Source organism: Desulfocurvus vexinensis DSM 17965 (assembly GCF_000519125.1).
Lineage (GTDB): Bacteria > Desulfobacterota > Desulfovibrionia > Desulfovibrionales > Desulfovibrionaceae > Desulfocurvus > Desulfocurvus vexinensis.
The window spans coordinates 48,192-72,166 of sequence record NZ_JAEX01000012.1 but is presented as its reverse complement, the minus strand read 5'-3'; the positions used below and the strand labels follow the sequence as shown (position 1 = coordinate 72,166).

Genomic DNA, 23,975 nt, shown 5'->3' with positions numbered 1-23,975 from the left:
CGCGGCCAGCCACAGGACAGCAGCGCGCCGGTCCGGCGGGCCCGCCCCCCGGCGCGAAAGGAGCAACTCATGGGACGCGACGAGATCAACGCCTTCCTGGGCACCGGCACGACCTACCAGGGTCGGCTCGACTTCCAGGGCTCGGTGCGCATCGACGGCACCTTCAAGGGCGAGGTGGCCTCCCAGGGCACCCTGGTCATCGGCAAGGACGCCAACGTGGAAGGGACGGTCAACGTCGGCCAGCTGATCATCAGCGGCAGGCTCCAGGGCGAGATCAACGCCAAGGACAAGATCATCCTGCACAAGACCGCCAACGTCGTGGGCAGCCTGAGCTCCCCGGTGCTGGTCATCGAGGAGGGCGCCGTGCTGGAGGGCCAGATCACCATGGGCGGCAAGGGCATCAAGAAGGGCGCCGCCCCCGCGCCGGGCAGCGCCGCGGCGCCGGGCCAGGGAGATAGTGCCACAAGTAACAAGCCCGAGCCTCCGGCGCAGAAAACCGGCCTTTTCCGCTAGTTTTTTCGTTCTTTTCCGGGCTGTTGGCAGCCCGCTCCACCCGCCCCCGCCAGGGGAAAAAAACTTTGACAGGGGGGTGGAAATCAGCTAAAGCCCGTTTGACTTTGCTCAATAATTCACAACCTCCGCGAGGGCGAGCATGATTGATCTTGACTACACCTTTTTCGTGCAGTTCGTGAACTTCATCATCACGCTCATTGTGCTGAACTACCTGCTGGTCGCCCCCATCCGCGAGATCATCAGGCAGCGCAAGGGCGTGATGGGCGGTCTGCTCAGCGACACCGAGAAGTTCGTCGCCGACGCCGAAACGAAGCTCGCCAACTACCGCAAGTCCCTGGACGAGGCCCGCATGGCCGGTGCCGACAAGCGCTCCTCCCTCAAGGCCCAGGGGGCCGAGAAGGAGAAGGAGATCCTGTCCGCCGCCGGCCAGGAGGCCGCCGAGACCCTCAAGGCCGAGCGCGCGGCCGTGGCGTCCGAGATGCAGGCCGCCAAGTCCGGCCTGGCGGGCCGCATCGGCACCCTCGCGGACAAGGTCATCGCGAAGGTACTCGGGTAGAACGTCGCAAGGCGGGGCCGGCTTCCTGGCTCCGCTCCGCTTTTTCTGGTCACCATCTGGTTGGATAAGGAGGGTTTCGCGTTGACAGTCCTGAAACGTCTCTTCCCCGCAGCGCTTCTGGTGCTGGCCATGGCTTCGGTCGCCTGCGCGGCCGAAGGCGCGGCCCACGAGAGCGCCTTCACGACCATCATGCGCGTCGTGAACTTCATCATCTTCGTCGGCATCATCTACAAGTTTGCCGGCAAGAAGATTGCCGAGGCTTTCGGCGGCCGGCGCAAGCAGATCGAGACCCAGCTCTCCGATCTGGAGGCCCGCAAGAAGGACGCCGAAAAGAAGCTGGCCGACGTCGAGCGCAGCATCGCGGGCATCAACGCCGAGCGCGAGAAGATCCTCGCCGACTGCGTTGCCCAGGGCGAGGCCCTCAAGGCCAGCATCATCGAAGGCGCCAACAAGGCCGCCGAGCGCATCAAGGAGCAGGCCCGCCTGACGGCTGCCAACGAGCGCAAGGCCGCCATGAAGACCGTGCGCGCCGAGATCGCCGACATGGTGGCCGAGGCCGCGAAGCAGGCCCTCGCCGGCAAGCTCTCCGCCGAGGACCACGACAAGCTCATCAACGACTCCTTAACAAAGGTGGTGCTCAATTGACGGCTGACCTCGTTGCGCGCAGATACGCCCGGGCGCTGTTCGCCATCGGCCAAGGCCGTGGCGATGCCGAGCTTGAGGCGTACGGCAAGGATCTGGCCGCTTTCACCCAGGTGCTGGAGGGCAACACGGAGCTGCTCAAGCTGTTCCGCAACCCCATCTTCAGCATCGAGGAGAAGAAAGCCATCACAGGCAGGATTCTGGAGGCCCTGAACCCCTGCCCCACCATCAAGAACTTCTGCTTCCTGCTGGCCGACAAGAAGCGGCTGGCCTGGCTGCCGGAGATCGAAGCCTACTACGCCGTGCTGCTCGACCAGGCCAAGGGCGTGGTGCGCGGCGAGCTGGTCACGGCGGTGGAGCTGCCGGACGCCAGGCAGGAAGCCGTGAAGAAACAGCTCGCGGCCCAGCTGGGCAAGGAGTTGGTTCTCAATTTCTCCGCCGACGCGGGCATCCTGGGCGGAGTCGTGCTCAAGGTAGGGGACAAAATTCTGGACGCGAGCTTGCGTGCTCAGCTGAACGCAATGAAAGAACAGATCAAAAGGGGTGAGTAGGCGATGCAGATCAAAGCTGAAGAAATTAGCAAAATCATTGAGGATTCGATCCAAAATTACGAATCCAAGGTGGAGATGTCCGAGACCGGCACGGTGCTCTATGTCGGTGACGGCATCGCCCGCGTCCACGGCGTCGAGAACGTCATGGCCATGGAGCTCCTGGAGTTCCCCGGCGGCCTGATGGGCATGGCCCTCAACCTCGAAGAGGACAACGTCGGCGTGGCCCTGCTGGGCGACGACACCGGCATCAAGGAAGGCGACCCGGTCAAGCGTACCGGCAAGATCTTCTCCGTGCCCGTGGGCGACGCGGTCATGGGCCGCGTCATCAACCCCCTGGGCCAGCCCATCGACGGCCTGGGGCCCATCGACTCCAAGGATCTGCGCCCCGTGGAGCTCAAGGCTCCCGGCATCATCGCGCGCAAGTCGGTGCACCAGCCCATGTACACGGGCCTGAAGGCCATCGACGCCATGACGCCCATCGGCCGCGGCCAGCGCGAGCTGATCATCGGCGACCGCCAGACCGGCAAGACCGCCGTGTGCATCGACGCCATCCTGGCCCAGAAGGATTCGGACGTCCACTGCATCTACGTCGCCATCGGCCAGAAGAAGGCCTCCGTCGCCCTGGTGGCCGACGTGCTCAAGAAGCACGGCGCCATGGAGTACACCACCATCATCTCCGCCACGGCCTCCGAGCCCGCGCCGCTGCAGTTCATCGCGGCGTACACCGGCGCGACCATCGGCGAGTTCTACCGCGACAACGGCAAGCACGCGCTGATCATCTACGACGACCTGTCCAAGCAGGCCACCGCGTACCGCCAGATGTCGCTGCTGCTTCGCCGCCCCCCGGGACGCGAAGCCTTCCCCGGCGACGTGTTCTACCTGCACTCCCGCCTGCTGGAGCGCGCGGCCAAGGTCAACGACTCCCTGGGCGCCGGTTCCCTGACCGCCCTGCCCATCATCGAGACCCAGGCCGGTGACGTGTCGGCGTACATCCCGACCAACGTTATCTCCATCACCGACGGCCAGGTCTACCTGGAGCCCAACCTGTTCAACGCCGGCGTGCGCCCCGCCATCAACGTGGGCCTGTCGGTGTCCCGAGTCGGCGGCGCGGCCCAGATCAAGGCCATGAAGCAGGTCGCGGGCACCATGCGTCTGGACATGGCCCAGTACCGCGAGCTGGCAGCCTTCGCCCAGTTCGGCTCCGACCTGGACAAGGCCACCAAGGCCAAGCTGGACCGCGGCGCGCGCCTGGTGGAGCTGCTCAAGCAGCCCCAGTACAAGCCCCAGCCCGTGCAGGAGCAGGTTGCCTCCATGTTCGCCGCCACCCGCGGCTACATGGACGACGTGGCCGTGGAGAACATCCGCCGCTTCGAGGCCGAGTTCTTCGAGTTCATGCGCAACGCCAAGGCCGACGTGCTCAAGGACATCAAGGAAAAGGCCGTCATCGACGCGGACGTCGAGGCGCGCCTGCGGGCGGCCATCGAAGAGTTCAAGAAGACCTTCCAGGCCTAACCCCCGCGAAGGAGGATGAACCATGCCTTCGCTGAAGGATGTTCAAATAAAGATCGTCGGCGTCAAGAAGACCAAGCAGATCACCAAGGCCATGAACATGGTGGCCTCGGCGAAGCTGCGCAGCGCCCAGAGCCGCATCGAGCGGTTCCGGCCCTACGCGGACAAGTTCTACGAGATGCTTGGCGACCTGGCCGGACGTGCCGACGGGGATGCCCATCCCCTGCTGGCCGTGCGCGAGGAAATCAAAACCTCGGCCATTGTCCTGGTCACTTCCGACCGCGGCCTGTGCGGCAGCTTCAACGGCAACCTGATCAAGGACGCCACGAAGCTCGCTGCCGCCAAGAAGGCCGAGGGCAAGGAAGTCAAGTTCTACTGCGTCGGCAAGAAGGGCCGCGACGCCATCCGCAAGATGGACTCCTACGAGATCGCCATGCAGAAGGTGGGCGAGCTGAACAGCTTCGACTTCACCCTGGCCAACGAGGTGGGCATGGAGATCATCCGCGCCTACCTGGCGGGCGACCTCGACGAAGTGACCCTGGTGTACGGCGAGTTCGTGAGCGTGGCCAAGCAGGTGGCGACCACGTTGCCCATCCTGCCCATCGCCAAGGAGGCCGCCGAGGGCGCCGAGCCCGCCGCCGCCGCCAGCAGCGAATACATATACGAACCCGGCGTGGAAGGCCTGCTCGCGGAACTGCTCCCGCGCTTCATCAAGGTCCAGCTCTACCGCGGCATGCTCGACACGTCCGCCTCGGAGCATGCGGCCCGCATGAGCGCCATGGACAACGCGACCCGGGCCTGTGACGACATGGTCGGCGCCCTGACGCTGGTCTTCAACAAGACCCGCCAGGCGGCCATCACCACGGAACTCATGGACATAGTCGGCGGCGCCGAGGCGCTGAAAGGCTAATAAGGGGTAGAAAGCAATGAGTGCTCAAAATGGCAAATTGGTCCAGGTCATCGGCGCCGTCGTGGACGTCGAGTTCCCGGCCGGTCAGCTGCCCAACATCCTGACCGCCCTCGAGATCTCCAACCCGAACAACACCGACGCCCCCGATCTGGTGGTCGAGGTGGCGCAGCACCTGGGCAACAACCTGTGCCGCTGCATCGCCATGGACGCCACCGAGGGTCTGGTGCGCGGCATGGAAGTGCGCAACACCGGCAAGCCCATCCTGGTGCCCGCCGGCAAGGCCTCCCTGGGCCGCATCATGAACGTCGTGGGCCGCCCCGTGGACGAACTGGGCCCCATCGACTCCGCCAAGATGCTGCCCATCCACCGCCCGGCCCCCGAGTTCACCGAACTGTCCACCAAGATCGAGGTGCTGGAGACCGGCATCAAGGTCGTGGACCTGCTCATCCCCTTCCCCAAGGGCGGCAAGATGGGCCTGTTCGGCGGCGCCGGCGTGGGCAAGACCGTTATCCTCATGGAGATGATCAACAACATCGCCAAGCAGCACGGCGGCATCTCCGTGTTCGCCGGTGTGGGTGAGCGCACCCGCGAGGGCAACGACCTCTACCACGAGATGAAGGACGCTGGCGTTCTGGAGAAGGCCGCGCTCATCTACGGGCAGATGAACGAGCCTCCGGGAGCCCGCGCCCGCGTGGCCCTGACCGCCCTGACCTGCGCGGAATACTTCCGCGACGAGGAAGGCCAGGACGTGCTGCTGTTCGTTGACAACATCTTCCGCTTCACCCAGGCGGGCTCCGAAGTGTCGGCGCTGCTCGGCCGCATGCCTTCGGCGGTGGGTTACCAGCCCACCCTGGGCACCGACCTCGGCGGCCTGCAGGAGCGCATCACCTCCACCACCAAGGGCTCCATCACGTCCGTGCAGGCCGTGTACGTGCCCGCGGACGACCTGACCGACCCCGCGCCGGCCACGACCTTCTCGCACCTGGACGGCACCCTGGTGCTCTCGCGCCAGATCGCCGAGCTGGGCATCTACCCCGCGGTGGACCCGCTGGACTCCACCTCGCGCATCCTGGACCCCAACGTCCTGGGCGCGGACCACTACAACACCGCGCGCGAAGTGCAGCAGGTGCTCCAGAAGTACAAGGACCTGCAGGACATCATCGCCATTCTGGGCATGGACGAGCTCTCCGACGAGGACAAGCTCATCGTGCACCGCGCGCGGCGCATCCAGCGGTTCCTGTCCCAGCCCTTCCACGTTGCGGAAGTGTTCACCGGCCACCCCGGCCAGTACGTCACCCTTGAGGACACCATCCGCGGCTTCCGCGAAATCCTCGAAGGCAAGCACGACGACCTCGCTGAGAACGACTTCTACATGGTCGGCAACATCGACATGGCCATCGAGAAGGCCAAGAAGTCCGCAGCTTAATCGTCCGGGAGGCTCACAATGGCCCAACTGCAACTTGAGATAGTGACCCCCGACAGGCTCGTGCTGAGCGAGCCTGTGGAGTACGTCGGCGCGCCGGGGTACGAGGGTGAGTTCGGCATCCTGCCGGGCCACATCCCCTTCCTGTCGGCCCTCCAGGTGGGCAACCTCTACTACAAGTCTGGCGGCAAGACGTTCTTCGTCTTCGTCGCTGGCGGCTTCGCCGAGGTTTCCGACAACAAGGTGACCATCCTGGCCGAAGTCGCCGAAAAGGCCACCGAGATCGACGTGGAGCGCGCCCGCAAGGCCCGCGAACGCGCCGAGCAGCGGCTGGCCAAGCAGCAGGAAAACATCGACAACGCCCGCGTCCAGGCGGCCCTGGCCCGCGCCATGGCCCGCGTGAGCTGCCGCTCCCGCGCCAAAGACGCCGGGACCTGCGAGATGTAGTCCCGCACCGCATCGACATCGCCTCTACCCCCTGGCAGGCTGCCCCCGGGCAGCCTGCCTTTTTTCGCGCCCCGGCCCGGGCCCGCCCCGGCCCGGACCAACGCCGCCCCAGGCGCGGGCGCACGGCCCGGGCAGCCTGCCTTTCCCGCCCCCCGGACCGTGCCCCGCCTCGACTGCCGGGGCACGGCCTGCGGGCGGCCCGCTTTTTCGGGCCCCGCCCGGGCGCCCGGCCCGGCTTTGCCGCCGCTGCGGGCGGCGCCTGCCCGCCGCCCCGGCCCGCCCCCGGTCTGGACAAAGGCCCCGGCCCACGGTAGACGCCCTTGTACCGTTTGCACCACGGGCACGACGCCCAAGGACCGGAGGGACGAGGCGGGCATGGAACACACCGGCGCATTGATTCTGGCCGCAGGCAAGGGCACCCGGATGCGCTCCGAGCGCCCCAAGGTGCTGCACACCCTGCTGGGGGAACCCATGGTCTGGTACGTCTACCAGGCCCTGGACGGGCTGGTGCCCGAAGCCGCCGTGTGGACCGTGGTCGGCCACGGCGCGCAGCAGATGCGCGCGGCCTTCCCCGGGCGCACTCCGGGCTTCGTGGTCCAGGAGCGCCAGCTCGGCACGGGCCACGCCCTGCAGACGGCCTGGCCCGCCCTGGGCGAGGCGGGGGTGGGCACGCTGCTGGTGGTCAACGGCGACACGCCCCTGGTGCCGCGCGCGGCCCTGGCCGCGCTGCTCGAGGCCTTCCAGGCCCGGCGCCCGGCCCTGGCCTTCCTGACCGTGGACCTGCCCGACCCCGGGGCCTTCGGGCGCGTGGTGCGCGGCCCGGGCGGCGACGTGGCGGCCATCGTCGAGGCCAAGGACTACGACCCCACGACCCACGGCCCCGAGAGCGGGGAGATCAACTCCGGCATCTACGTGCTCGACATGGCCGCCGTGGGCCCGCTGCTGTCGCGCCTGGACAACAGCAACGCCAGCGGCGAGTTCTACATCACCGACCTGGTGGACCTGGCCGCCCGGGCCGGGCTGCCCGTGCTCGGGGTCCGCGCCGGGGCCGACCCGCAGCTGCTGGGGGTCAACAGCCCCGTCGAGCTGGCCCGGGCCGAGGAGCTTTTGCGCGCGCGCATCGTGGACGGCCTGCTGGAGGCCGGGGTCATGATCCACCAGCCCGGGACCACCGTGGTCGGCCCGCGCGCCGTACTGGAGCCGGGCTGCGAGATCAGCGGCCCTTGCGAGATCCTCGGCGCGACCCGCGTGGCCGCCGGGGCCAGCGTGGGCGCCCAGACCTGGATCAGGGACTCCGACATCGGCCCCGGGGCCCTGGTGCGGCCCTTCTGCCACATCGAGGGCGCCCAGGTCGGCCCGGATTGCCAGATCGGGCCCTTCGCCCGGCTGCGGCCCCTGGCCGTGACCGAACAGGGCGCGCGCGTGGGCAATTTTGTGGAGATGAAGAAGGCCCGCCTGGGCCCGGGGGCCAAGGCCGGGCACCTGAGCTACCTGGGCGATGCCCAGGTGGGCGCCGGGGCCAACATCGGCGCGGGCACCATCACCTGCAACTACGACGGCAAGAACAAGCACCAGACCGTCATCGGCCAGGACGCCTTCATCGGCAGCAACACGGCCCTGGTGGCCCCGGTGCGCATCGGCGACCGGGCCCTGGTGGGCGCCGGGTCGGTGATCACCAAGGACGTGGGCGACGACATGCTGGCCCTGGAGCGCTCCCGCCAGCGCGAACTGCCGCGCAGGAAATGAGATTGATTTCGAAAGGCGAACAGGATAATTCCGGGGTATGGAAATGCTGAGTCGTTTGGAAAGCAAGATCGAGTCGCTTTTGACGCGAGTGGCAGCCCTCAAGGAGGACAACGCCCGTTTGCGGGAGGAAGCGCAGCGCGGCCAGGAAGACCTGATGGCCGAGAACCGGCGCCTGCGCGAAGACCTGGAACGTGAACGTGCCTCCAAGGAGGAAGTGCTCGCGCGCATCGACGGGCTCTTGCAGAAGCTGCAGGACGAGACCGCCTGAGTTGCGGGAGCTTGTCATGCCGAGCTACACCCTCTCCGTCCTGGAACTTGAGGTTTCCTTCAAGGCCCAGGCGGACCATGAGCGTGTCCAGGCGGCCAAGGAGCTGCTTGAAGAACGATATAGGGAGCTGACGCAACACGGCAGGCGGTTGAGCAAGGAGAAGTTGCTCACGTTCCTGGCCCTCGGGCTGGCGGACGATCTGTTGCAGAACTCCAAGAGGCTCGCGGAGCTCGAAAAGCGCCTCGGAGGCCTTGCGGAGCGGATAGAGAAGGCGGAAGACACACAGGCAGGCGTTTGACATCTTTCCCTGGGGCGTGCGTGATCGTTTGGCCCGTCTCTGAGCCGATACGACACAAACGGGAGCCACTCGACGGTCCACCCGTGCGCAGACCCGCATCGCGGGGAGCCTGACGGCGGACACAGCGGCGCCCACCTTGCGCAAGCAAGGTTCAAGACGGCCAGCGACACGGCCTCCCGGGGACACACATATAGCAGCCCGACAACCTCAACCCGTATTGGCCCCGAACACCAACCTCTCGCCACGCCCGGCCTCGCCCTCGCCTTCTGGCCGCCCCCCGGCGGCGCAACAGACCCCTCGGCGCCCCCTCTTCCGGCGCCGGGCCACTTCTTCGCAACAACGCCTCCCGTTTTATACAGACCGCCGCAGGCGGGCCCCGTTTGCGTCGGGGCCAGGCCGGATCATCAACGGGCAGGCGGCAGCCCGTCGTCTATAAGGGAGGGCGCCATGAGCGTCGAAATCATTCTCATTGCCCTGTCCGGAGTGGTCGCGGGCGCGGGCGGCGGCTATCTGCTGCACCAGTACATCGCCTCCAAACGGCTCGAAGGGGCCAAGGATCTCGCCGACCGCATTCTCGACGAAGCCCGCAAGGACGCCCAGGCCGAGCGCAAGGAATACATGCTCCAGGCCCAGGACGAAATCCTGGAGCTCAAGCGCGAGATGCAGGCCGAGTTCAAGGACCGCGAACGCGAAATGGGCCGCCGCGAGGCCAAGGCCCAGGAGCGCGAGGAGCGCCTGGAGAACAAGGTCGAGAAGCTGAACCAGAAGGACTCGGAGCTGGTGGCCCTGGAAAAGCGCCTGTCGCGCCAGGAGCGTCAGCTCGCGGAGCAGGAGGCCCTGCTCGAAGGCCAGGCCGAGGAGCAGCGCCGCAAGCTCGAGGAAATTTCCGGCCTGACCGCCGAGGAGGCCAGACGCCGCCTGCTCGACGAGATCGAGTCCCAGACGCGCCACGACGCGGCGCGGATGATCCGCCAGATCGAGGTCGAGGCCTCGGAGACCGCCGACCGCAAGGCCAAGGACATCCTGGCCTCGGCGGTGCAGCGCTACGCGGGCGACTTCGTGGGCGAGAACACCGTGGCCACCGTGACCCTGCCCAGCGAGGACATGAAGGGCCGCATCATCGGCCGCGAGGGCCGCAACATCCGCGCCCTGGAGGCCGCCACCGGCGTGGACCTGATCATCGACGACACCCCCGAGACGGTGGTGCTCTCGGCCTTCTCGCCCCTGCGCCGCCAGATCGCCAAGCTCTCCCTGGAGCGGCTCATCTCCGACGGGCGCATCCACCCCGCGCGCATCGAGGACGTGGTCAAGAAGGTCGAGCAGGAGATGGACGTCAAGCTGCGCGAGATCGGCGAGCAGGCGACCTTCGACGTGGGCGTGCACGGCATCCACCCCGATATCATCCGCCTGCTGGGCCAGCTCCAGTACCGCACGAGCTTCTCCCAGAACGTGCTCCAGCACTCCCTGGAGGTCGCCTCGCTGTGCGGCATCATGGCCGCCGAGCTGAACCTGGACGTGAAGAAGGCCAAGCGCGCCGGGCTGCTGCACGACATCGGCAAGGCCGTGGACCACGAGGTCGAAGGCCCCCACGCCCTCATCGGCGCGGACCTGGCCAAGAAGTACGGCGAGAGCAAGGACATCATCCACGCCATCGCCGCCCACCACGAGGACACCGCGCCCACCACGCCCCTGGCCGTGCTGGTGCAGGCGGCGGACAGCCTGTCCGGCGCCCGCCCCGGCGCCCGCAAGGAGCTGCTGGAGAACTACGTCAAGCGCCTGGAGGAGCTCGAGGGCATCGCCACCGGCTTCGAGGGCGTGTCCAAGGCCTACGCCATCCAGGCCGGGCGCGAAATCCGCGTCATGGTCGATTCCGACAAGGTGGACGACGACCAGACGCACATCCTGTGCAAGGACATCGCCAAGCGCATCGAGGAAAACCTGACCTACCCGGGTCAGATCCGCGTGACGCTGATCCGCGAGCGCCGCGCCGTGGGCTACGCCAAGTAGCCGCCCCTCCCTTCGCCGCTTCCCGGGGCCGGGCAGGAGCTTCCTGCCCGGCCTTTTTCATGCCGGGCTCCGGGCGGCGGCGGTGCCCCGGGCGACCGTTGCCGCGGGCCCGGCCAGCCTTGCCTCTGCTCCGGGCGGCCAGCCCGCCCCGCCCCTGCCGCCCCCGCGCCGCCCTTGCTGCCCGCGCCAGCCCACGCTCTGCCCCGGCCCCGGGCGACGCCCCGCCGCCCCAGCCGGTTTCCCCTTGCCCCGCGCGGCGCCGCGCAGGCGCCAGCACAAAAAAGTCCGCCACGCCCCCCAAAGAAATGCCCAGATTTTGCCGATTGAATACACACCGTTAACAATACTGTCAGCGCGAGGCCTCGCCGTGCCGGGGGTTTTGAGGGTTTGACAAAAAGGACGGATGAGGCAATAGGGTTGTAGGCCTAACAAAGCGGGAGGAAACCATGAAAAATCGGTTTCTTGTGTCTGCCGGGTGTGCGGTGCTGGCCGTGTTGTGGCTTGCGCTGGGCGTGGGGGCCCAGCAGGAGCAGTCTACCTACGTGGGCTCCGCCGTGTGCGGGGAATGCCACGAGGAGCAATACGAGAACTTCACCAAATACGCCAAGAAATCCCACTCCGACCATAGCATCAAGATCATGGCCTCGGACCTGACCCCGCAAGAGGTGCAGGAGTGCTACAGCTGCCACACCACCGGCTATGGCCGCCCCGGGGGCTTCGTCAGCTTCGAGCAGACCCCCGAGATGGGCCACGCCGGGTGCGAGGTCTGCCACGGCCCCGGATCGGAGCATGCCGAGCAGGGCGACCCTGAGCTCATCAAGCGCAAGCTGACCATGGACGACTGCACCTCCTGCCACAACGAGGAGCGTGTCGGCGCGTTCAACTTCAAGCCGCTCATCTACGGCGGCGCCCACTAGCAAGCCACGGGGGTACGCGTCATGAACCTGCTTCGAGCCTCCCTCGGCGCGAAGATCATCATACCGGTCTCGCTGGTCACCGTGCTGACCTTCGTGATCCTGAACATCACGGTCTCCTCGCTGCACCGCGACTCCACCAACGAGCTCATCGACGTCTCCGCCGTCAAGACCTCGTCCATCCTGCTCAGCGCCATCGCCGAGCCCATGCGCATCGGCGACAACAAGGGCACGGCGGCGCAGCTCGACAAGGTCGCGGCCAACTACCCGGACGTGACCGTGTACCTGACCAACTTCCGGGGCAACGTCACCTATTCCACGCGTCCGGACGACCTGCGCAAGGACCTCGTGGCCCTGTACGACGACCCCGGCTTCGCCACCATGCTCCAGGGCAGCCTGCGCACGCCCACCCACACGGGCAGGACCCTGAAGATCGACGGCACGCCGTATTTCGTGGCCGTGGACACCATTCCCAACGAAAAGACCTGCCACCACTGCCACGGCGCGTCCCAGCCCATCCTGGGCTCCATGATCCTGTTCCAGGACGTGTCGCACCAGATGGAGCAGGTCACCTCCTCCGAGCGCATCTCCGCGCTCATCTCGGCGGGCGGGGCGCTGTTCCTGCTGGCCATGCTCGGCCTGTTCATCCGGCGCATCGTCATCAGCAAGATCGTGACCATCGCCCAGGTCAGCGACCGCATCCGCGGCGGCGACTACTCCGCCGAATTCGAGGTCCGCGGGCGCGACGAGCTGGCCAGCCTGGCCGGCAACCTCAAGGCCATGGTCAAGACCGTGCAGGACCAGCTCGAATACAACCGCGGCGTGCTCCAAGGCATCATCATCCCGCTGTTCGTCACCGACAACGACGAGCGCATCACCTACGTCAACGCGCCCATGCGCAACATCCTGGGCAAGGCCAAGGAAGAGCTCGAGGGCCGCACCGTGTCCCAGGTGCTGCCTGCCGACGGCGGCGAGGCCATCGCCGCCGGGGTCATCGCCTCGGGGCGCAGCCGCAGCGGCCAGATGCAATACGTGCGCGCCGACGGCGTGACGTTCCCGCTGCACTACGAGATCTCGGCCCTGCGCGACGCCCACGGCGCCATCGTCGGGGCCATCGGCATGATGATCGACCTGACCCAGGAGGAGCGTGACAAGGCGCGCATCCGCGCCCAGCGCGAGAACCTGCTCCTGGTGGCCAACGAGGTGACCCAGGTGGCCACCCAGCTCTCCCAGGCCGCAGGCGAGCTCACCGGGCAGATGCGCGAGGTCACGGCGGGCATGGAACGCACCGCCGGGCAGACGGCCCAGGTGGCCACGGCCATGGAGGAGATGAACGCCACGGTGCTCGAAGTGGCCCAGAACGCGGGCAAGGCCTCCGACGCCTCGGACAACGCCAGCTCCGTGGCCAAGGAAGGCGGCGCCGAGGTCGGGCGCACGGTGGAGGAAACCCGGGCCATGGCCCAGACCATCGAGGCCCTGGCCCAGAGCTTGGCCGACCTGTCCACCAAGGCCGAGAACATCGGCCAGGTGATGAGCGTCATCAACGACATCGCCGACCAGACCAACCTCTTGGCCCTCAACGCGGCCATCGAAGCCGCGCGGGCGGGCGATGCGGGCCGGGGCTTCGCCGTGGTGGCCGACGAGGTGCGCAAGCTGGCCGAGAAGACCATGACCGCCACCCGCGAGGTGGACGCGGCCATCACCGCCATCCAGCAGAGCGCCCGCGAGGCCGTGACCGAAATGGGCAACACCCGCGAGCGCGCCGGGCACACCGGCACCATGGCCGAGAACGCGGGCCGCGTGCTGGGGCAGATCGTCAGCGAATCCGACGCCATCGCCGACATGGTGCGCTCCATCGCCACCGCCGCCGAGCAGCAGTCGTCCACCAGCGAGGAGATCAACCTGAACGTCAACGGCATCAACGAGCTGTCCCAGGGCATCAGCCAGCGCATCGCCCAGGCCAACGACGCCATCCAGGAGGTGGCCGACATGGCCGGCAAGCTCTCGGGACTGGTGGAGAAGTTCAAGGAATAGCCAAACCCCTTGCCGCAGGACGCCCCCAGGGGCTATGGTGGGGACACTGGAAAGTGTCCCCACCCGTTTTCTGGAGGCCCAAACAATGACCCCTTTTGACCAGGACGCCGCGCCCGGCGACGACGCCGAGCGCAGGCGCCACCCGCGCATCACCCTCAAGGCCTACGGCCTGACCCACATCTGCGCCCTGCACCTGAAGAACGCCGTACGCGAGGCGATCATCGTGGACATCAGCTCCGGCGGCGCCAGGCTGCGCCCGCGCGACGGGCTGCCCGCCCCGGCCCAGGGCCAGACCCTGGTCCTGGACACGCGCTTTTCCGGGGTGCCCGCGGGCGACGCCCGGCGCGCCGGGGTGGTGCGCTGGCAGGCCGGGGCGGACTTCGGCATGGCCTTCGACCAGGAGCTGCCCTTCGGCGTCTTCGACCTGCAATGCCTGCTCGACGGCGGCTCGGCCTCGGGCCCCGGGACGGGTTGCCACCCCTCCCCGGAGGCGCTATAGACTGGTGTTGCTGGCATTTTTCCCTTTCCCCCCAACAACCCACCGCCTCGCCGGGCGGTCCATCCAAGGAGGTTCCGGCCATGAAACCCCTCAAAGGCTCCAAGACGGAGAAGAACATCCTGATCGCCTTCGCAGGCGAATCCCAGGCCCGCAACCGCTACGACTACTTCGCGTCCATCGCCAAGAAGGACGGCTACGTGCAGATCGAGCGCGTGTTCCAGGAGACCGCCCTCCAGGAGAAGGAGCACGCCAAGCGCCTGTTCAAGTTCCTGGAAGGCGGCGACGTGCAGATCAGCGCGGCCTACCCGGCGGGCAAGCTGGGCACGACCCTGGAGAACCTCTACGCCTCCGCCGAGGGCGAGCGCCACGAGTGGGAGGAGATGTACCCCGAGTTCGCCCATGTGGCCGACGAGGAGGGCTTCGGGCCCGTGGCGGCGGCCATGCGCGCCATCGCCAAGGCCGAGGCCTTCCACGAGGAGCGCTACCGGGGCTTCATCGCCAACATCGAGAAGAACGGCGTGTTCTCCCGGCCCGCCAAGGCCGCCTGGCGCTGTATCAACTGCGGCTATGTCCACGACGGCACCGAGCCGCCGCACGAGTGCCCGGCCTGCGCGCATCCCCGGGCCTTCTTTGAGATTCTTTGCAAAAACTGGTAGACAAAGCTAATAGGAACTAATATCACTTGAACCAATGGAGGGAACACCCCTCCAAGACCAAGGAGGACCCCATGCCTGAACTGCTGGAAATCTACAAATGCGCCGCGTGCGGCAATATCGTCGAGGTCGTCCATGCGGGCGGCGGTGAGCTGGTGTGCTGCGGCGAACCCATGAAGCTGTTCAAGGAGAACACCGTGGACGCGGCCAAGGAAAAGCACGTCCCGGTCATCGAGAAGACCGCCGACGGCTACAAGGTCAGCGTCGGCAGCGTGCTGCACCCCATGGAGGAGAAGCACTGGATCGAATGGATCGAGCTCATCGCCGACGGCGTGGTCATGCGCAAGCAGCTCGCCCCCGGCGACACCCCCGTGGCGACCTTCTGCACCAAGGCCGCCAAGGTCACGGCGCGCGAGTACTGCAACCTGCACGGCCTGTGGAAGGCCGAGGCCTAGCCCGCAACCTCAAGCCAACAGCACGGGAAAACACCGATGGACAAATACGTCTGCACCATCTGCGGCTATGTCTACGACCCCGCCGAGGGCGACCCGGATTCCAACGTCCCCGCGGGCACCAGCTTCGACAAGCTGCCCGCAGGGTGGGTCTGCCCCGTATGCGGCGCCCCCAAGGACCAGTTCGAAAAGGAATAACCGTCAGGCGGCGGGGCGAGCGCCCCGCCGCCTTCCCCATCCGGCACCACGGCGCCGCGCGCGCCAGCACATAGAGGCAAGACACCCATGCGACCCGTACAGATCAAAGACGGCATCCACTGGGTCGGGGCGGTCGATTGGAACAACATCGACTTCCACGGCTACTCCCTGGCCCGCTTCGGCACCACCTACAACGCCTATCTCGTCTTCGACGAGAAGATCACCCTGTTCGACACCGTGAAGGCGCCCTTCAAGGACGAGTTCCTGGAGTGCCTGTCCCAGGTGGTGGACCCCTGCAAGATCGACTACATCGTGGCCAACCACCTGGAGCCCGACCACAGCGGCTGCCTGCCCGAGCTCATCGCGGCCTGCAAGCCCGAGAAGGTCTTCTGCTCGCCCATGGGCCAGCGGGCCATGGAGGCCCACTTCGACACCACGGGCTGGCCCGTGCAGGCCATGAAATCCGGCTCCACCCTGAGCCTGGGCCGGCGCACGGTGCACTTCCTGGAAACCCGGATGCTGCACTGGCCCGACTCCATGCTCTCCTACATCCCCGAAGACAAACTGCTCATCGCCAACGACGCCTTCGGCCAGAACATCGCCTCCTCCGAGCGCTTCGCCGACCAGATCGACCGCGCCCACCTCAAGCGGCGGATGACCGAATACTACGCCAACATCATCACGCCGTACTCGCCGGTGGTGGAAAAAACCCTGGCCACCGTGGCCGAGATGGGCCTGGACATCGACATGATCGCCCCGGACCACGGGCTGATCTTCCGCGGCAAGGAGATGGTGGACTTCGCCCTGGACACCTACGCCGAATTCGCGGCCCAGAAGCCCGCCAACCGGGCCGTGGTCGTCTTCGACACCATGTGGCACTCCACCGAGCGCATGGCCCACGCCGTGGCCGACGGGCTCATGGACGAGGGCGTGTCCGTGCGCGTGATGCACCTCAAGAGCTTCCACCACAGCGAGGTGATGACCGAGATCTTCCAGGCCGGGGCCGTGGTGGTGGGCTCGCCCACGCACAACAACGGCATCCTGCCCCTGGTGGCCGACCTGCTGACCTACATGAAGGGCCTGCGGCCCCAGAACAAGGTCGGCGCGGCCTTCGGCTCCTTCGGCTGGAGCGGCGAATGCGTGAAGATCATCACCCAGTGGCTCGCGGACATGAGCTTCGAGGTGGTGGACCCGGCGGTGAAGGTCAAGCACGTGCCCGACCGGGCGGTGCTGGACCAGTGCGTGGATCTGGGCCGGGCCGTGGGCCGGACCCTGAAGGCAAAACTGTAATCCGCGCCGGGGAGGGCCCTGCGGGCCCTCCCCGACCGGCGGCAATACATTCCGCAACATTCTTCCCGGGGGGGGTGCCCTATGGACGCACTGCTTCTTTCCAGGCTCCAGTTCGCGGCAGCGACGATGTTCCATTTCATCTTCGTGCCGCTGACCCTGGGGCTGGTCATCATGGTGGCGATCATGGAGACGAAGTACGTCACCAGCGGCGACGAGACCTACAAACGCATGGCCAAGTTCTGGGGCAAGCTGTTCCTCATCAACTTCGCCCTGGGCGTGGTCACGGGCATCACCCTGGAGTTCCAGTTCGGCACCAACTGGTCGCGCTATTCGGCCTATGTGGGCGACATCTTCGGCTCGCTTCTGGCCATCGAGGCCACGGTGGCCTTCTTCCTGGAGTCCACCTTCATCGCCGTGTGGGTCTTCGGCTGGGACAAGCTCTCGCCCAAGCTGCACGCGGCCTGCATCTGGATCGTGGCCATCGCCGCCAACACCTCGGCCCTGTGGATCCTTTTGGCCAACGGTTTCATGCAGAACCCCGTGGGCTACGTGCTGCGCAACGGCCGCGCCGAACTGGCGGACTTCTTCGACGTCATCACCAACCCCTTCGGGTGGAACCAGTTCCTGCACGTCATCCCCGGCGCGCTGACCCTGGCCGGGTTCTTCATCATGGGCATCTCGGCCTGGCATCTGCTGCGCCGCAGCAACGTGGACTTCTTCACCAAGTCGTTTCGCATGGGCATGTGGGCCGCGCTGATCTTCTCGGTGCTCACCGCCGCCCAGGGCCACCTGCACGGCAACGAAGTGGCCCGGGTGCAGCCCGTGAAGCTGGCGGCCATGGAGTCGCACTGGGAGACCCAGGCCAACGCGCCCATGTACCTCTTGCAGATTCCCAATTTCGGCGGCGAGGGCAACCTCGTGGAGGCTCTGCCGGTGCCCGGGCTGCTCTCCTTCCTGGCCTACAACGACCCCAGCGCGGTGGTCATGGGCCTGAACGACGTGCCCGCGCAGGACCGCCCCCCGGTTGCCCTGACCTTCCTGGCCTTCCGGGCCATGGTCGGGCTGGGCACGCTGTTCGTGGGCCTGGCGGCCCTGGCCTGGCTGTTCCGCAACCGGCTGACCCAGGTGCCCTGGCTGCTCAAGGCGCTGGTCTACGCCATCCCCCTGCCCTATCTGGCGCACCAGTTCGGGTGGATCGTGGCCGAGGTCGGGCGCCAGCCGTGGATCGTCTACGGGCTGATGCGCACCTCCGAGGGCGTGTCGCCCATCGCGGCCTCGCAGGTGGCCGTGTCGCTGGTGGCGCTGACGCTCATGTACCTGCTGCTGGGCGCGGTGGATATCTTCCTGCTCTTCAAGTACGCCCGCAAGGGGCCCGCGTGAGGCCCCGCCCCGCGTAGCCAAGGCGACCATCGGAACAACCGCAACCAGCGAGGGATGCGACCATGATTCTCGAAACCATATGGTTCCTGTTGTGGGGCTTGCTGTGGGCCATATACTTCATGCTCGACGGCTTCGACCTGGGCATGGGCACGCTTTTGCCCTTCATCGCCAAAAATGAAACCGAACGCCGGACCATCTACAACGCCGCCGGGCCCTTCTGGGACGGCAACGAGGTCTGGCTGATCACGGCGGGCGGCGTGACCTTCGCGGCCTTCCCGGCGGCCTATGCCGTGCTGTTCTCGGGCATGTACGCGGCGCTGTTCCTGCTGCTGTTCGCGCTGATCCTGCGCGGGGTGTCCTTCGAGTTCCGCTCCAAGGTGGACTCCGAGGCCTGGCGCAAGGTGTGGGACGCCTGCCACTTCGTGGGCTCCTTCGCCCCGGCGCTGCTGCTCGGCGTGGCTTTTGCCAACATCTTCCGGGGCATCCCCATCGACGCCCAGGGCGTGAACCAGGAAGGGCTGCTGCAACTGCTCAACCCCTACGGCCTCTTGGGCGGGGTGGTCTTCGTGGTGCTGTTCGTGCAGCACGGGGCCATCTGGCTGGCCATCAAGAGCCAGGGCGCCCTGCACGACCGCGCCCAGGCCACGGCCATCAAGACCTGGCCCATCGCCGTGATCGGCACGGTGCTCTTCCTGGCCTACACCGCCGTGGATACCGTCCTGTTCAACAACTACCTGAAGACCCCGCTGCTGCTGGCCATCCCGGTGGGCACGGTGGCGGCCCTGGTGGCCATCCGCCCGGCCCTGGGCGCGGGGAAGATGGTCCGCGCCTGGGTGGCCAGCGCCACGTTCATCGTCGGCGTGACCATGTTCGGCGTGGTCGGCCTGTTCCCGGCCCTGCTGCCCTCGTCCCTCAACCCCGGGTGGTCCATGACCATCTTCAACTCGGCCTCCAGCCCGCTGACCCTGAAGATCATGCTCGGCGTGGCCCTGGTCATGGTGCCCATCGTCATCGCCTACCAGTTCTGGGTCTACCGGACCTTCTCGCACAAGATCACCGACGAGCACCTGGACTACGAGGAAGCCTACTAGGCCCGCCCCGCACCCAACACCAAACCGGCCTCCCCCGCCCGTGCGAGGGAGGCCGGTTCCATTCCGGGGCCCAAAAAAATTCTCCGCCTCCCGCTGCTCCTCGCCGAAGCCCGCGCCCAGGCCGTTCCCCTTCCCAACGGCCACTCCGAAAGGCCTCGCCCCTCCCCACAGCCCCCCAGTTCCGGGTTCTTCCCTGCCCCCGCGCACGACGCCCAAAAGCCTCCCGCGAGAGCGCATTTTGGCGGGGGTGGGGGGAGAGAGCGCGAGAGAGGGGGGCGGGGGAGACTTTTGGCGCCAGAAAAAGCCTCCCCCGCCCCCCTCTCTCGCTTCCCTTGCCTCCGCCGCCCCCCCGCTGCCTCAGCGGCGCCAGGCGTTGCGCGCGGGGTCGAGCAGTTCCAGGCCTTCGCCGGGGTAGACCTCGCGGTCGTCCTCGGTTTGCGGCCCGGCGGGGGGCCAGTGGCCGGGCTGGGGGTCCGGGCCTTCGGCGGCGGGGCCGCCCGGGGCGCTGTCGGCCATGACCGGGCGCGCGCGCGGGTCGGCCCCGGGCACGGCCCAGGAGAATTCGATGGGGATCATGTTGGGGTCGAAGCAGTAGACCGAGTGGATGAAGCCGTGGTCGATGACCGGCGAGGGCTCGCAGCCCGAGGCCGCCAGCAGGGCACGCACCTCATGCAGGTCCTCCTCGCTGGCCACGCCGATGGCCACATGGTCGAAGCCCGCGGGCCCGCGCACGGGAACGCCGTGGTCCTTCATCTCCAGGGGCCGGGCCCCGGGCCATTCGAAGAAGGCGATCATGTCGCGGCCATCGATCTCGAAGAAGTAGTGGCGGTAGCCCGGGCGGCCCAGGCCCGCCACCAGGCGCATGCCCAGCAGATCGCGCCAGAAGCGCACGGTGGCATCCATGTCGCCGGTGACCATGGCCAGGTGGTTGATGCCGTTGTAGCGGGGCATAGCGGCTCCGTCGGGCGCGCGGCCCTGGTTGGGGGGAGGGGTCAGCCCCAGGCTACGGCAAAACGCGGGCGGCGGCAACGCGCCCCGGGCCGCGCCCCGGCTTTGGGGTTGCCCGCGGGCGCGCCGAAGGGTAAGGAAGGGGCGGGCCCCAGGGGGCGCACCCGCCCCGGGCCGCCGCCCCTCCCCCGCCCGGACGAACAAGGAGAATCCACCGTGGGCTTTCTTTCCGCCAGCGCGAGCTTCACGCGCTACCGCATCATCGAGGAGATCCCGGACACCCTGTGGCCCGAGATCGCCGACCGGCTGCGCCGCAACGCCTTCAAGGACATCGACCACACGTCCGATGAGCGCTCCTTCGGCTGGGTGGCCTTCGACGACATGCTCGACGCCGACTGGCGCACGGCCCCGCCGCAGAAGGGCGAATTCATCACCATGGGCCTGCGCCTGGATACGCGGCGCGTCTCCCCGGCGGTGTTCAAGAAGCACCTGGCCCTGGCCCTGGCCGACGAGATGGCGCGCATGGAGCAGACCAAGGGCAAGGCCTATGTCTCGCGCGACCGCAAGACCGAGCTTAAGGAGCAGACCAAGCTGCGGCTCATGGCCCGGACCCTGCCCATCCCCGCGCAGTTCGACGTGGTCTGGAACACCACCAGCGGCGTGGTCTACCTGGCCTCCATCCAGAGCAAGCTGCGCGCGCTGTTCGAGGACATGTTCACCATGACCTTCGACCTGCACCTGGAGCCCATGACGCCCTACTACCAGGCCCTGGCCCGGCTGGGCGAGGAGCGCGCCAGCGCCCTGGAAGACCTTGAACCGACCATCTTCGTCTAGCCGGAGGGCGCATGGAACACGCATATCTCGGGGAAATGACGGACATCGTGCTGGGCCAGGAGTTCCTGACCTGGATGTGGTACAAGAGCGAGTCGCAGGCCGGGCGCTTCAAGGCCGACTCCGGCGAACCCTTTGCGCTGTTCATGGAGCAGCGCGTGTCCGTCACCGGCGGGGAGGGCGACGCCAAGGAGACGACCTCGGTCAGCGGGCTACTCAGCGAGCTGCGCGAGGCCAAGATCGGGCTGGCCATGGGCAAGAAGGTCTCCAAGGCCCTGGTGCGCATCGAGGCCGACGCCGAGCAGTGGACCGCGACCCTCAAGGCCGAGGACTTCAGCCTGTCGTCCTTCAAGACCCCCAAGGTGGAAACCCGGCGCGAGGAGGGCGAAGACCCCGACTCGGCCTTCCTGGAAAAGATGTACCTCATGGAGCGCGGGCTGGCCTTCCTGGACTGCGTGTTCCTGGAGTTCCTGGCCCTGCGGTTCTCCGGGGGCTGGAAGGAGGAGGCCGCCGCCGTGGGCCGCTGGATGGCCCAGGACGCCTAGCGCGCCGCCGCCGGGCGCCTGCCCCCGTCGGCGGGCCCCGGCTTGTCTGCGCCGCCAGCCCGCCGCAGTTCGCACCCCGCGAACAGGACTTCTACAACCGTCAGCCCGCCCGCCCCGCCGGAGCCGCCCATGCTCGCCCTGACCTTCCCCCATTTCGACCCCGTGGCCGTGGCCGTCGGTCCGCTGGCCGTGCGCTGGTACGGGCTGATGTACATGATCGGCTTCCTGGGCGGCTGGGGGCTGGGGCGTTGGCGCGCCTCGCGCCCCGGCTCGGGCTGGAGCGGGACCCAGGTGGACGACCTGGTGGCGCTGCTCATGCTCGGGGTCATCCTGGGCGGGCGGCTGGGCTACGTGGTCTTCTACGAGCCCATGGCCTACCTGGCCGACCCGCTGCGCATCGTACGACTGTGGGAGGGCGGCATGTCCTTCCACGGCGGGCTGCTGGGGGTGCTCGTCTGCTTCTGGCTCTTTGCCCGGCGCGCGGGCAAAAGCTTTTTCGCCGTGTCGGACTTCATCGCCCCGCTGGTGCCCCTGGGCCTGGGGGCCGGGCGCATCGGCAACTTCATCAACGGCGAGCTGTGGGGCCGCGTGAGCGACGCGCCCTGGGCCATGATCTTCCCGGGCTGGGAGGCCGGGCCCTACCCGCGCCACCCCTCCCAGCTCTATGAATTCGCCCTGGAGGGCGTCGTGCTGTTCGCCCTGTGCTGGTGGTTCTCCGCACGCAGGCGCCCCGAGGGCGCCGTGTCGGGGCTGTTCGCCGCCGGATACGGGACGTTCCGCTTCGCGGTGGAGTTCTTCCGCGAGCCCGACGCCCATCTGGGCCTGTTGACGGGCGGGCTGACCATGGGCCAGCTCCTGTCCATCCCCCTGGCCCTGTACGGGGTCTTCCTGCTCTGGCGGGCCTATTCCCGGGGCCCGCGCCAACCCGCAACATAATTCGAGGCCATGCCAAACAATCCCGTTCTCACGCGACTTCTGGACGAGCACCTGCCCGCGCTGGCCAAGCGCGAAGCCCTGGAACCCGAACTGATCCGCCAGGCCATCGCCGACGGCACCATGGTGCTCTTGGCCAACCCGGCCCACGCCGGGGTCCTGCCGACCCTGGTCGGCCAGCCCGCCACGGTGAAGGTCAACGCCAACATCGGCACCTCGCCCTTCGTGGAGGCCCCGGACAAGGAAATCCTGAAGCTCCAGATCGCCGAGGCCAGCGGCGCGCACACGGTCATGGACCTGTCCACCGGCGGCGATCTGGACGCCATCCGCGCCGCAATGCTGGCCGCGAGCCCCCTGCCCCTGGGCACAGTGCCGCTCTACGGCTGCGTGCAGAAGTACATCCGCGCCAAGGAGGACCCCGCCAGCTTCAGCGCCCAGGAACTGCTGGAGGAAATCGAGCGCCAGGCCGAGCAGGGCGTGGACTTCATGACCGTGCATTGCGGGGTGACCCGCCGCGCGGCGGCCCTGGTGGAAGAGGCCGGGCGCGTGCTGGGCGTGGTCTCGCGCGGCGGGTCCATCACCGTGCGCTGGATGAAGACCCACAATCAGGAAAACCCGCTGCTCACGCACTACGACCAGCTGCTGGACATCGCCGTGCGCCACAACGTGACCCTGTCCCTGGGCGACGGAATGCGCCCGGGCGCGGGCTGCGACGCGGGCGACCCCGCGCAGTGGGAAGAGGTCGTGGTGCTGGCCGAGCTGACCCGCCGGGCCTGGGCGCGCGGGGTGCAGGTGATGATCGAGGGCCCCGGGCATGTGCCGCTGCACCAGGTGCAGGCCCAGATCCAGGGCATCAAGCGCCTGTGCCACGGCGCGCCGCTCTACGTCCTCGGCCCGCTGACCACCGACAGCGCCCCGGGCTACGACCACATCGCCGGGGCCATCGGCGGGGCCATGGCCGCCTACTTCGGGGCGGACTTCCTGTGCTACCTGACCCCGGCGGAGCACCTGACCCTGCCCGACGGCGAGGACGTGCGCCAGGGCGTGCTGGCCTCGCGCATCGCCGCCCAGAGCGCGGAAAACGCCCTGGGCCGTCCCCTGGCCGTACGCCGCGACCTGGACATCTCGCGCGCCCGCGCGGCCCTGGACTGGAAGGCCATGGCCGACCTGGCCCTGGACCCGCCCATGGTCCGCCACCGCCGCCAGGCCCACGCCGACCGCGAGGAATGCGCCATGTGCGGCGAGTACTGCGCCGTGAAGATGCTGCGCGACTTCAAGAAATAGCCCGGGGGCCAGCCCTCCCGCGAGCCGGAAACAAGACGGCCTCCCTGCGCCAG

At 67.7% G+C, this 23,975-nt stretch carries 26 protein-coding genes and 1 other RNA gene; 26 read left to right on the top strand and 1 reads right to left on the bottom strand.

The features are described 5' to 3' along the window. Positions 1-69: 69 nt before the first annotated feature. The 22 genes from G495_RS18555 to cydB all read left to right on the top strand — a co-directional run bounded on the left by G495_RS18555 (position 70) and on the right by cydB (position 19,381). Positions 70-513 (top strand): bactofilin family protein, encoded by a 444-nt coding sequence (locus tag G495_RS18555; protein WP_084458105.1) that lies wholly within the window; start codon positions 70-72, stop codon positions 511-513. 139 nt (positions 514-652) lie between these two features. Continuing rightward, the gene (locus tag G495_RS0109810) at positions 653-1,069 is read left to right on the top strand and encodes a F0F1 ATP synthase subunit B (RefSeq protein ID WP_028587670.1); all 417 of its coding nucleotides are present in this window, start codon (positions 653-655) and stop codon (positions 1,067-1,069) included. 129 nt (positions 1,070-1,198) lie between these two features. Further along, complete coding sequence (locus G495_RS0109805; protein ID WP_051445253.1) at positions 1,199-1,714, top strand: F0F1 ATP synthase subunit B; 516 nt, start codon at positions 1,199-1,201, stop codon at positions 1,712-1,714. Continuing rightward, a complete protein-coding gene (gene atpH, locus G495_RS0109800; protein ID WP_028587668.1) occupies positions 1,711-2,262 on the top strand; it encodes an ATP synthase F1 subunit delta in 552 nt (183 codons plus the stop codon). Before G495_RS0109805 ends, atpH begins: the two co-directional genes overlap by 4 nt. A 3-nt stretch (positions 2,263-2,265) precedes the next feature. Then, complete coding sequence (atpA, locus tag G495_RS0109795; protein ID WP_028587667.1) at positions 2,266-3,774, top strand: F0F1 ATP synthase subunit alpha; 1,509 nt, start codon at positions 2,266-2,268, stop codon at positions 3,772-3,774. Between the two features lie 22 nt (positions 3,775-3,796). Beyond that, positions 3,797-4,681 (top strand): F0F1 ATP synthase subunit gamma, encoded by an 885-nt coding sequence (locus tag G495_RS0109790; RefSeq protein WP_028587666.1) that lies wholly within the window; start codon positions 3,797-3,799, stop codon positions 4,679-4,681. 16 nt (positions 4,682-4,697) lie between these two features. Beyond that, positions 4,698-6,107 carry a F0F1 ATP synthase subunit beta gene (atpD, locus tag G495_RS0109785; RefSeq protein WP_028587665.1) on the top strand — a complete coding sequence of 470 codons (1,410 nt, stop codon included), beginning with the start codon at positions 4,698-4,700 and terminating at the stop codon, positions 6,105-6,107. Positions 6,108-6,125: 18 nt separating this feature from the next. Beyond that, the gene (locus tag G495_RS0109780; RefSeq protein ID WP_028587664.1) at positions 6,126-6,551 is read left to right on the top strand and encodes a F0F1 ATP synthase subunit epsilon; all 426 of its coding nucleotides are present in this window, start codon (positions 6,126-6,128) and stop codon (positions 6,549-6,551) included. Between the two features lie 375 nt (positions 6,552-6,926). After that, positions 6,927-8,297 (top strand): bifunctional UDP-N-acetylglucosamine diphosphorylase/glucosamine-1-phosphate N-acetyltransferase GlmU, encoded by a 1,371-nt coding sequence (gene glmU, locus G495_RS0109775; RefSeq protein ID WP_028587663.1) that lies wholly within the window; start codon positions 6,927-6,929, stop codon positions 8,295-8,297. Between the two features lie 37 nt (positions 8,298-8,334). After that, on the top strand, positions 8,335-8,565 hold the full coding sequence (gene zapB / locus G495_RS0109770) for a cell division protein ZapB (protein ID WP_028587662.1): 231 nt from the start codon (positions 8,335-8,337) through the stop codon (positions 8,563-8,565). Positions 8,566-8,581: 16 nt separating this feature from the next. After that, positions 8,582-8,863: a cell division protein ZapA gene (gene zapA, locus G495_RS0109765; RefSeq protein ID WP_028587661.1), complete on the top strand. Its 282-nt coding sequence runs from the start codon at positions 8,582-8,584 to the stop codon at positions 8,861-8,863. Positions 8,864-8,866: 3 nt separating this feature from the next. Beyond that, a non-coding RNA gene (ssrS, locus tag G495_RS21065) (6S RNA) lies at positions 8,867-9,050 on the top strand. 260 nt (positions 9,051-9,310) lie between these two features. Then, entirely contained in the window at positions 9,311-10,870 is a 1,560-nt protein-coding gene (gene rny / locus G495_RS0109760; protein WP_028587660.1) for a ribonuclease Y, read from the top strand. A 446-nt stretch (positions 10,871-11,316) separates the two neighbouring features. Next, positions 11,317-11,787 carry a cytochrome c family protein gene (locus G495_RS0109755; protein ID WP_028587659.1) on the top strand — a complete coding sequence of 157 codons (471 nt, stop codon included), beginning with the start codon at positions 11,317-11,319 and terminating at the stop codon, positions 11,785-11,787. 21 nt (positions 11,788-11,808) lie between these two features. Beyond that, a complete protein-coding gene (locus tag G495_RS0109750) occupies positions 11,809-13,818 on the top strand; it encodes a methyl-accepting chemotaxis protein (RefSeq protein ID WP_028587658.1) in 2,010 nt (669 codons plus the stop codon). A gap of 85 nt (positions 13,819-13,903) precedes the next feature. Beyond that, a complete protein-coding gene (locus G495_RS18550; RefSeq protein ID WP_035251647.1) occupies positions 13,904-14,317 on the top strand; it encodes a PilZ domain-containing protein in 414 nt (137 codons plus the stop codon). An 80-nt stretch (positions 14,318-14,397) separates the two neighbouring features. Continuing rightward, complete coding sequence (rbr, locus tag G495_RS0109740) at positions 14,398-14,973, top strand: rubrerythrin (RefSeq protein WP_028587657.1); 576 nt, start codon at positions 14,398-14,400, stop codon at positions 14,971-14,973. Positions 14,974-15,044: 71 nt separating this feature from the next. Next, positions 15,045-15,425, top strand: a complete 381-nt coding sequence (locus tag G495_RS0109735) for a desulfoferrodoxin (RefSeq protein WP_028587656.1) — start codon at positions 15,045-15,047, stop codon at positions 15,423-15,425. A gap of 36 nt (positions 15,426-15,461) precedes the next feature. Beyond that, on the top strand, positions 15,462-15,620 hold the full coding sequence (gene rd, locus G495_RS21060) for a rubredoxin (protein ID WP_084458101.1): 159 nt from the start codon (positions 15,462-15,464) through the stop codon (positions 15,618-15,620). 87 nt (positions 15,621-15,707) lie between these two features. Then, complete coding sequence (locus tag G495_RS0109725; protein WP_028587655.1) at positions 15,708-16,910, top strand: FprA family A-type flavoprotein; 1,203 nt, start codon at positions 15,708-15,710, stop codon at positions 16,908-16,910. Positions 16,911-16,991: 81 nt separating this feature from the next. Beyond that, positions 16,992-18,290: a cytochrome ubiquinol oxidase subunit I gene (locus tag G495_RS0109720; RefSeq protein ID WP_028587654.1), complete on the top strand. Its 1,299-nt coding sequence runs from the start codon at positions 16,992-16,994 to the stop codon at positions 18,288-18,290. Between the two features lie 62 nt (positions 18,291-18,352). Then, positions 18,353-19,381, top strand: a complete 1,029-nt coding sequence (gene cydB, locus G495_RS0109715) for a cytochrome d ubiquinol oxidase subunit II (RefSeq protein ID WP_035251644.1) — start codon at positions 18,353-18,355, stop codon at positions 19,379-19,381. A gap of 357 nt (positions 19,382-19,738) precedes the next feature. On the opposite strand, the gene G495_RS0109710 is transcribed toward cydB, so the two are convergent. Beyond that, positions 19,739-20,332, bottom strand: a complete 594-nt coding sequence (locus G495_RS0109710) for a VOC family protein (protein WP_028587652.1) — start codon at positions 20,330-20,332, stop codon at positions 19,739-19,741. A gap of 213 nt (positions 20,333-20,545) precedes the next feature. Here G495_RS0109710 and G495_RS0109705 point away from each other — a divergent pair, with 213 nt between their 5' ends. The 4 genes from G495_RS0109705 (at position 20,546) to thiC (ending at position 23,922) form a co-directional block, all read left to right on the top strand. After that, positions 20,546-21,163 carry a recombination-associated protein RdgC gene (locus G495_RS0109705; RefSeq protein WP_028587651.1) on the top strand — a complete coding sequence of 206 codons (618 nt, stop codon included), beginning with the start codon at positions 20,546-20,548 and terminating at the stop codon, positions 21,161-21,163. Positions 21,164-21,174: 11 nt separating this feature from the next. After that, positions 21,175-21,705: a hypothetical protein gene (locus G495_RS0109700; protein ID WP_035251642.1), complete on the top strand. Its 531-nt coding sequence runs from the start codon at positions 21,175-21,177 to the stop codon at positions 21,703-21,705. A gap of 129 nt (positions 21,706-21,834) precedes the next feature. Beyond that, a complete protein-coding gene (gene lgt, locus G495_RS0109695) occupies positions 21,835-22,641 on the top strand; it encodes a prolipoprotein diacylglyceryl transferase (RefSeq protein WP_035251639.1) in 807 nt (268 codons plus the stop codon). A gap of 9 nt (positions 22,642-22,650) precedes the next feature. After that, positions 22,651-23,922 (top strand): phosphomethylpyrimidine synthase ThiC, encoded by a 1,272-nt coding sequence (thiC, locus tag G495_RS0109690; RefSeq protein ID WP_028587648.1) that lies wholly within the window; start codon positions 22,651-22,653, stop codon positions 23,920-23,922. The last annotated feature ends 53 nt before the right edge of the window (positions 23,923-23,975 follow it).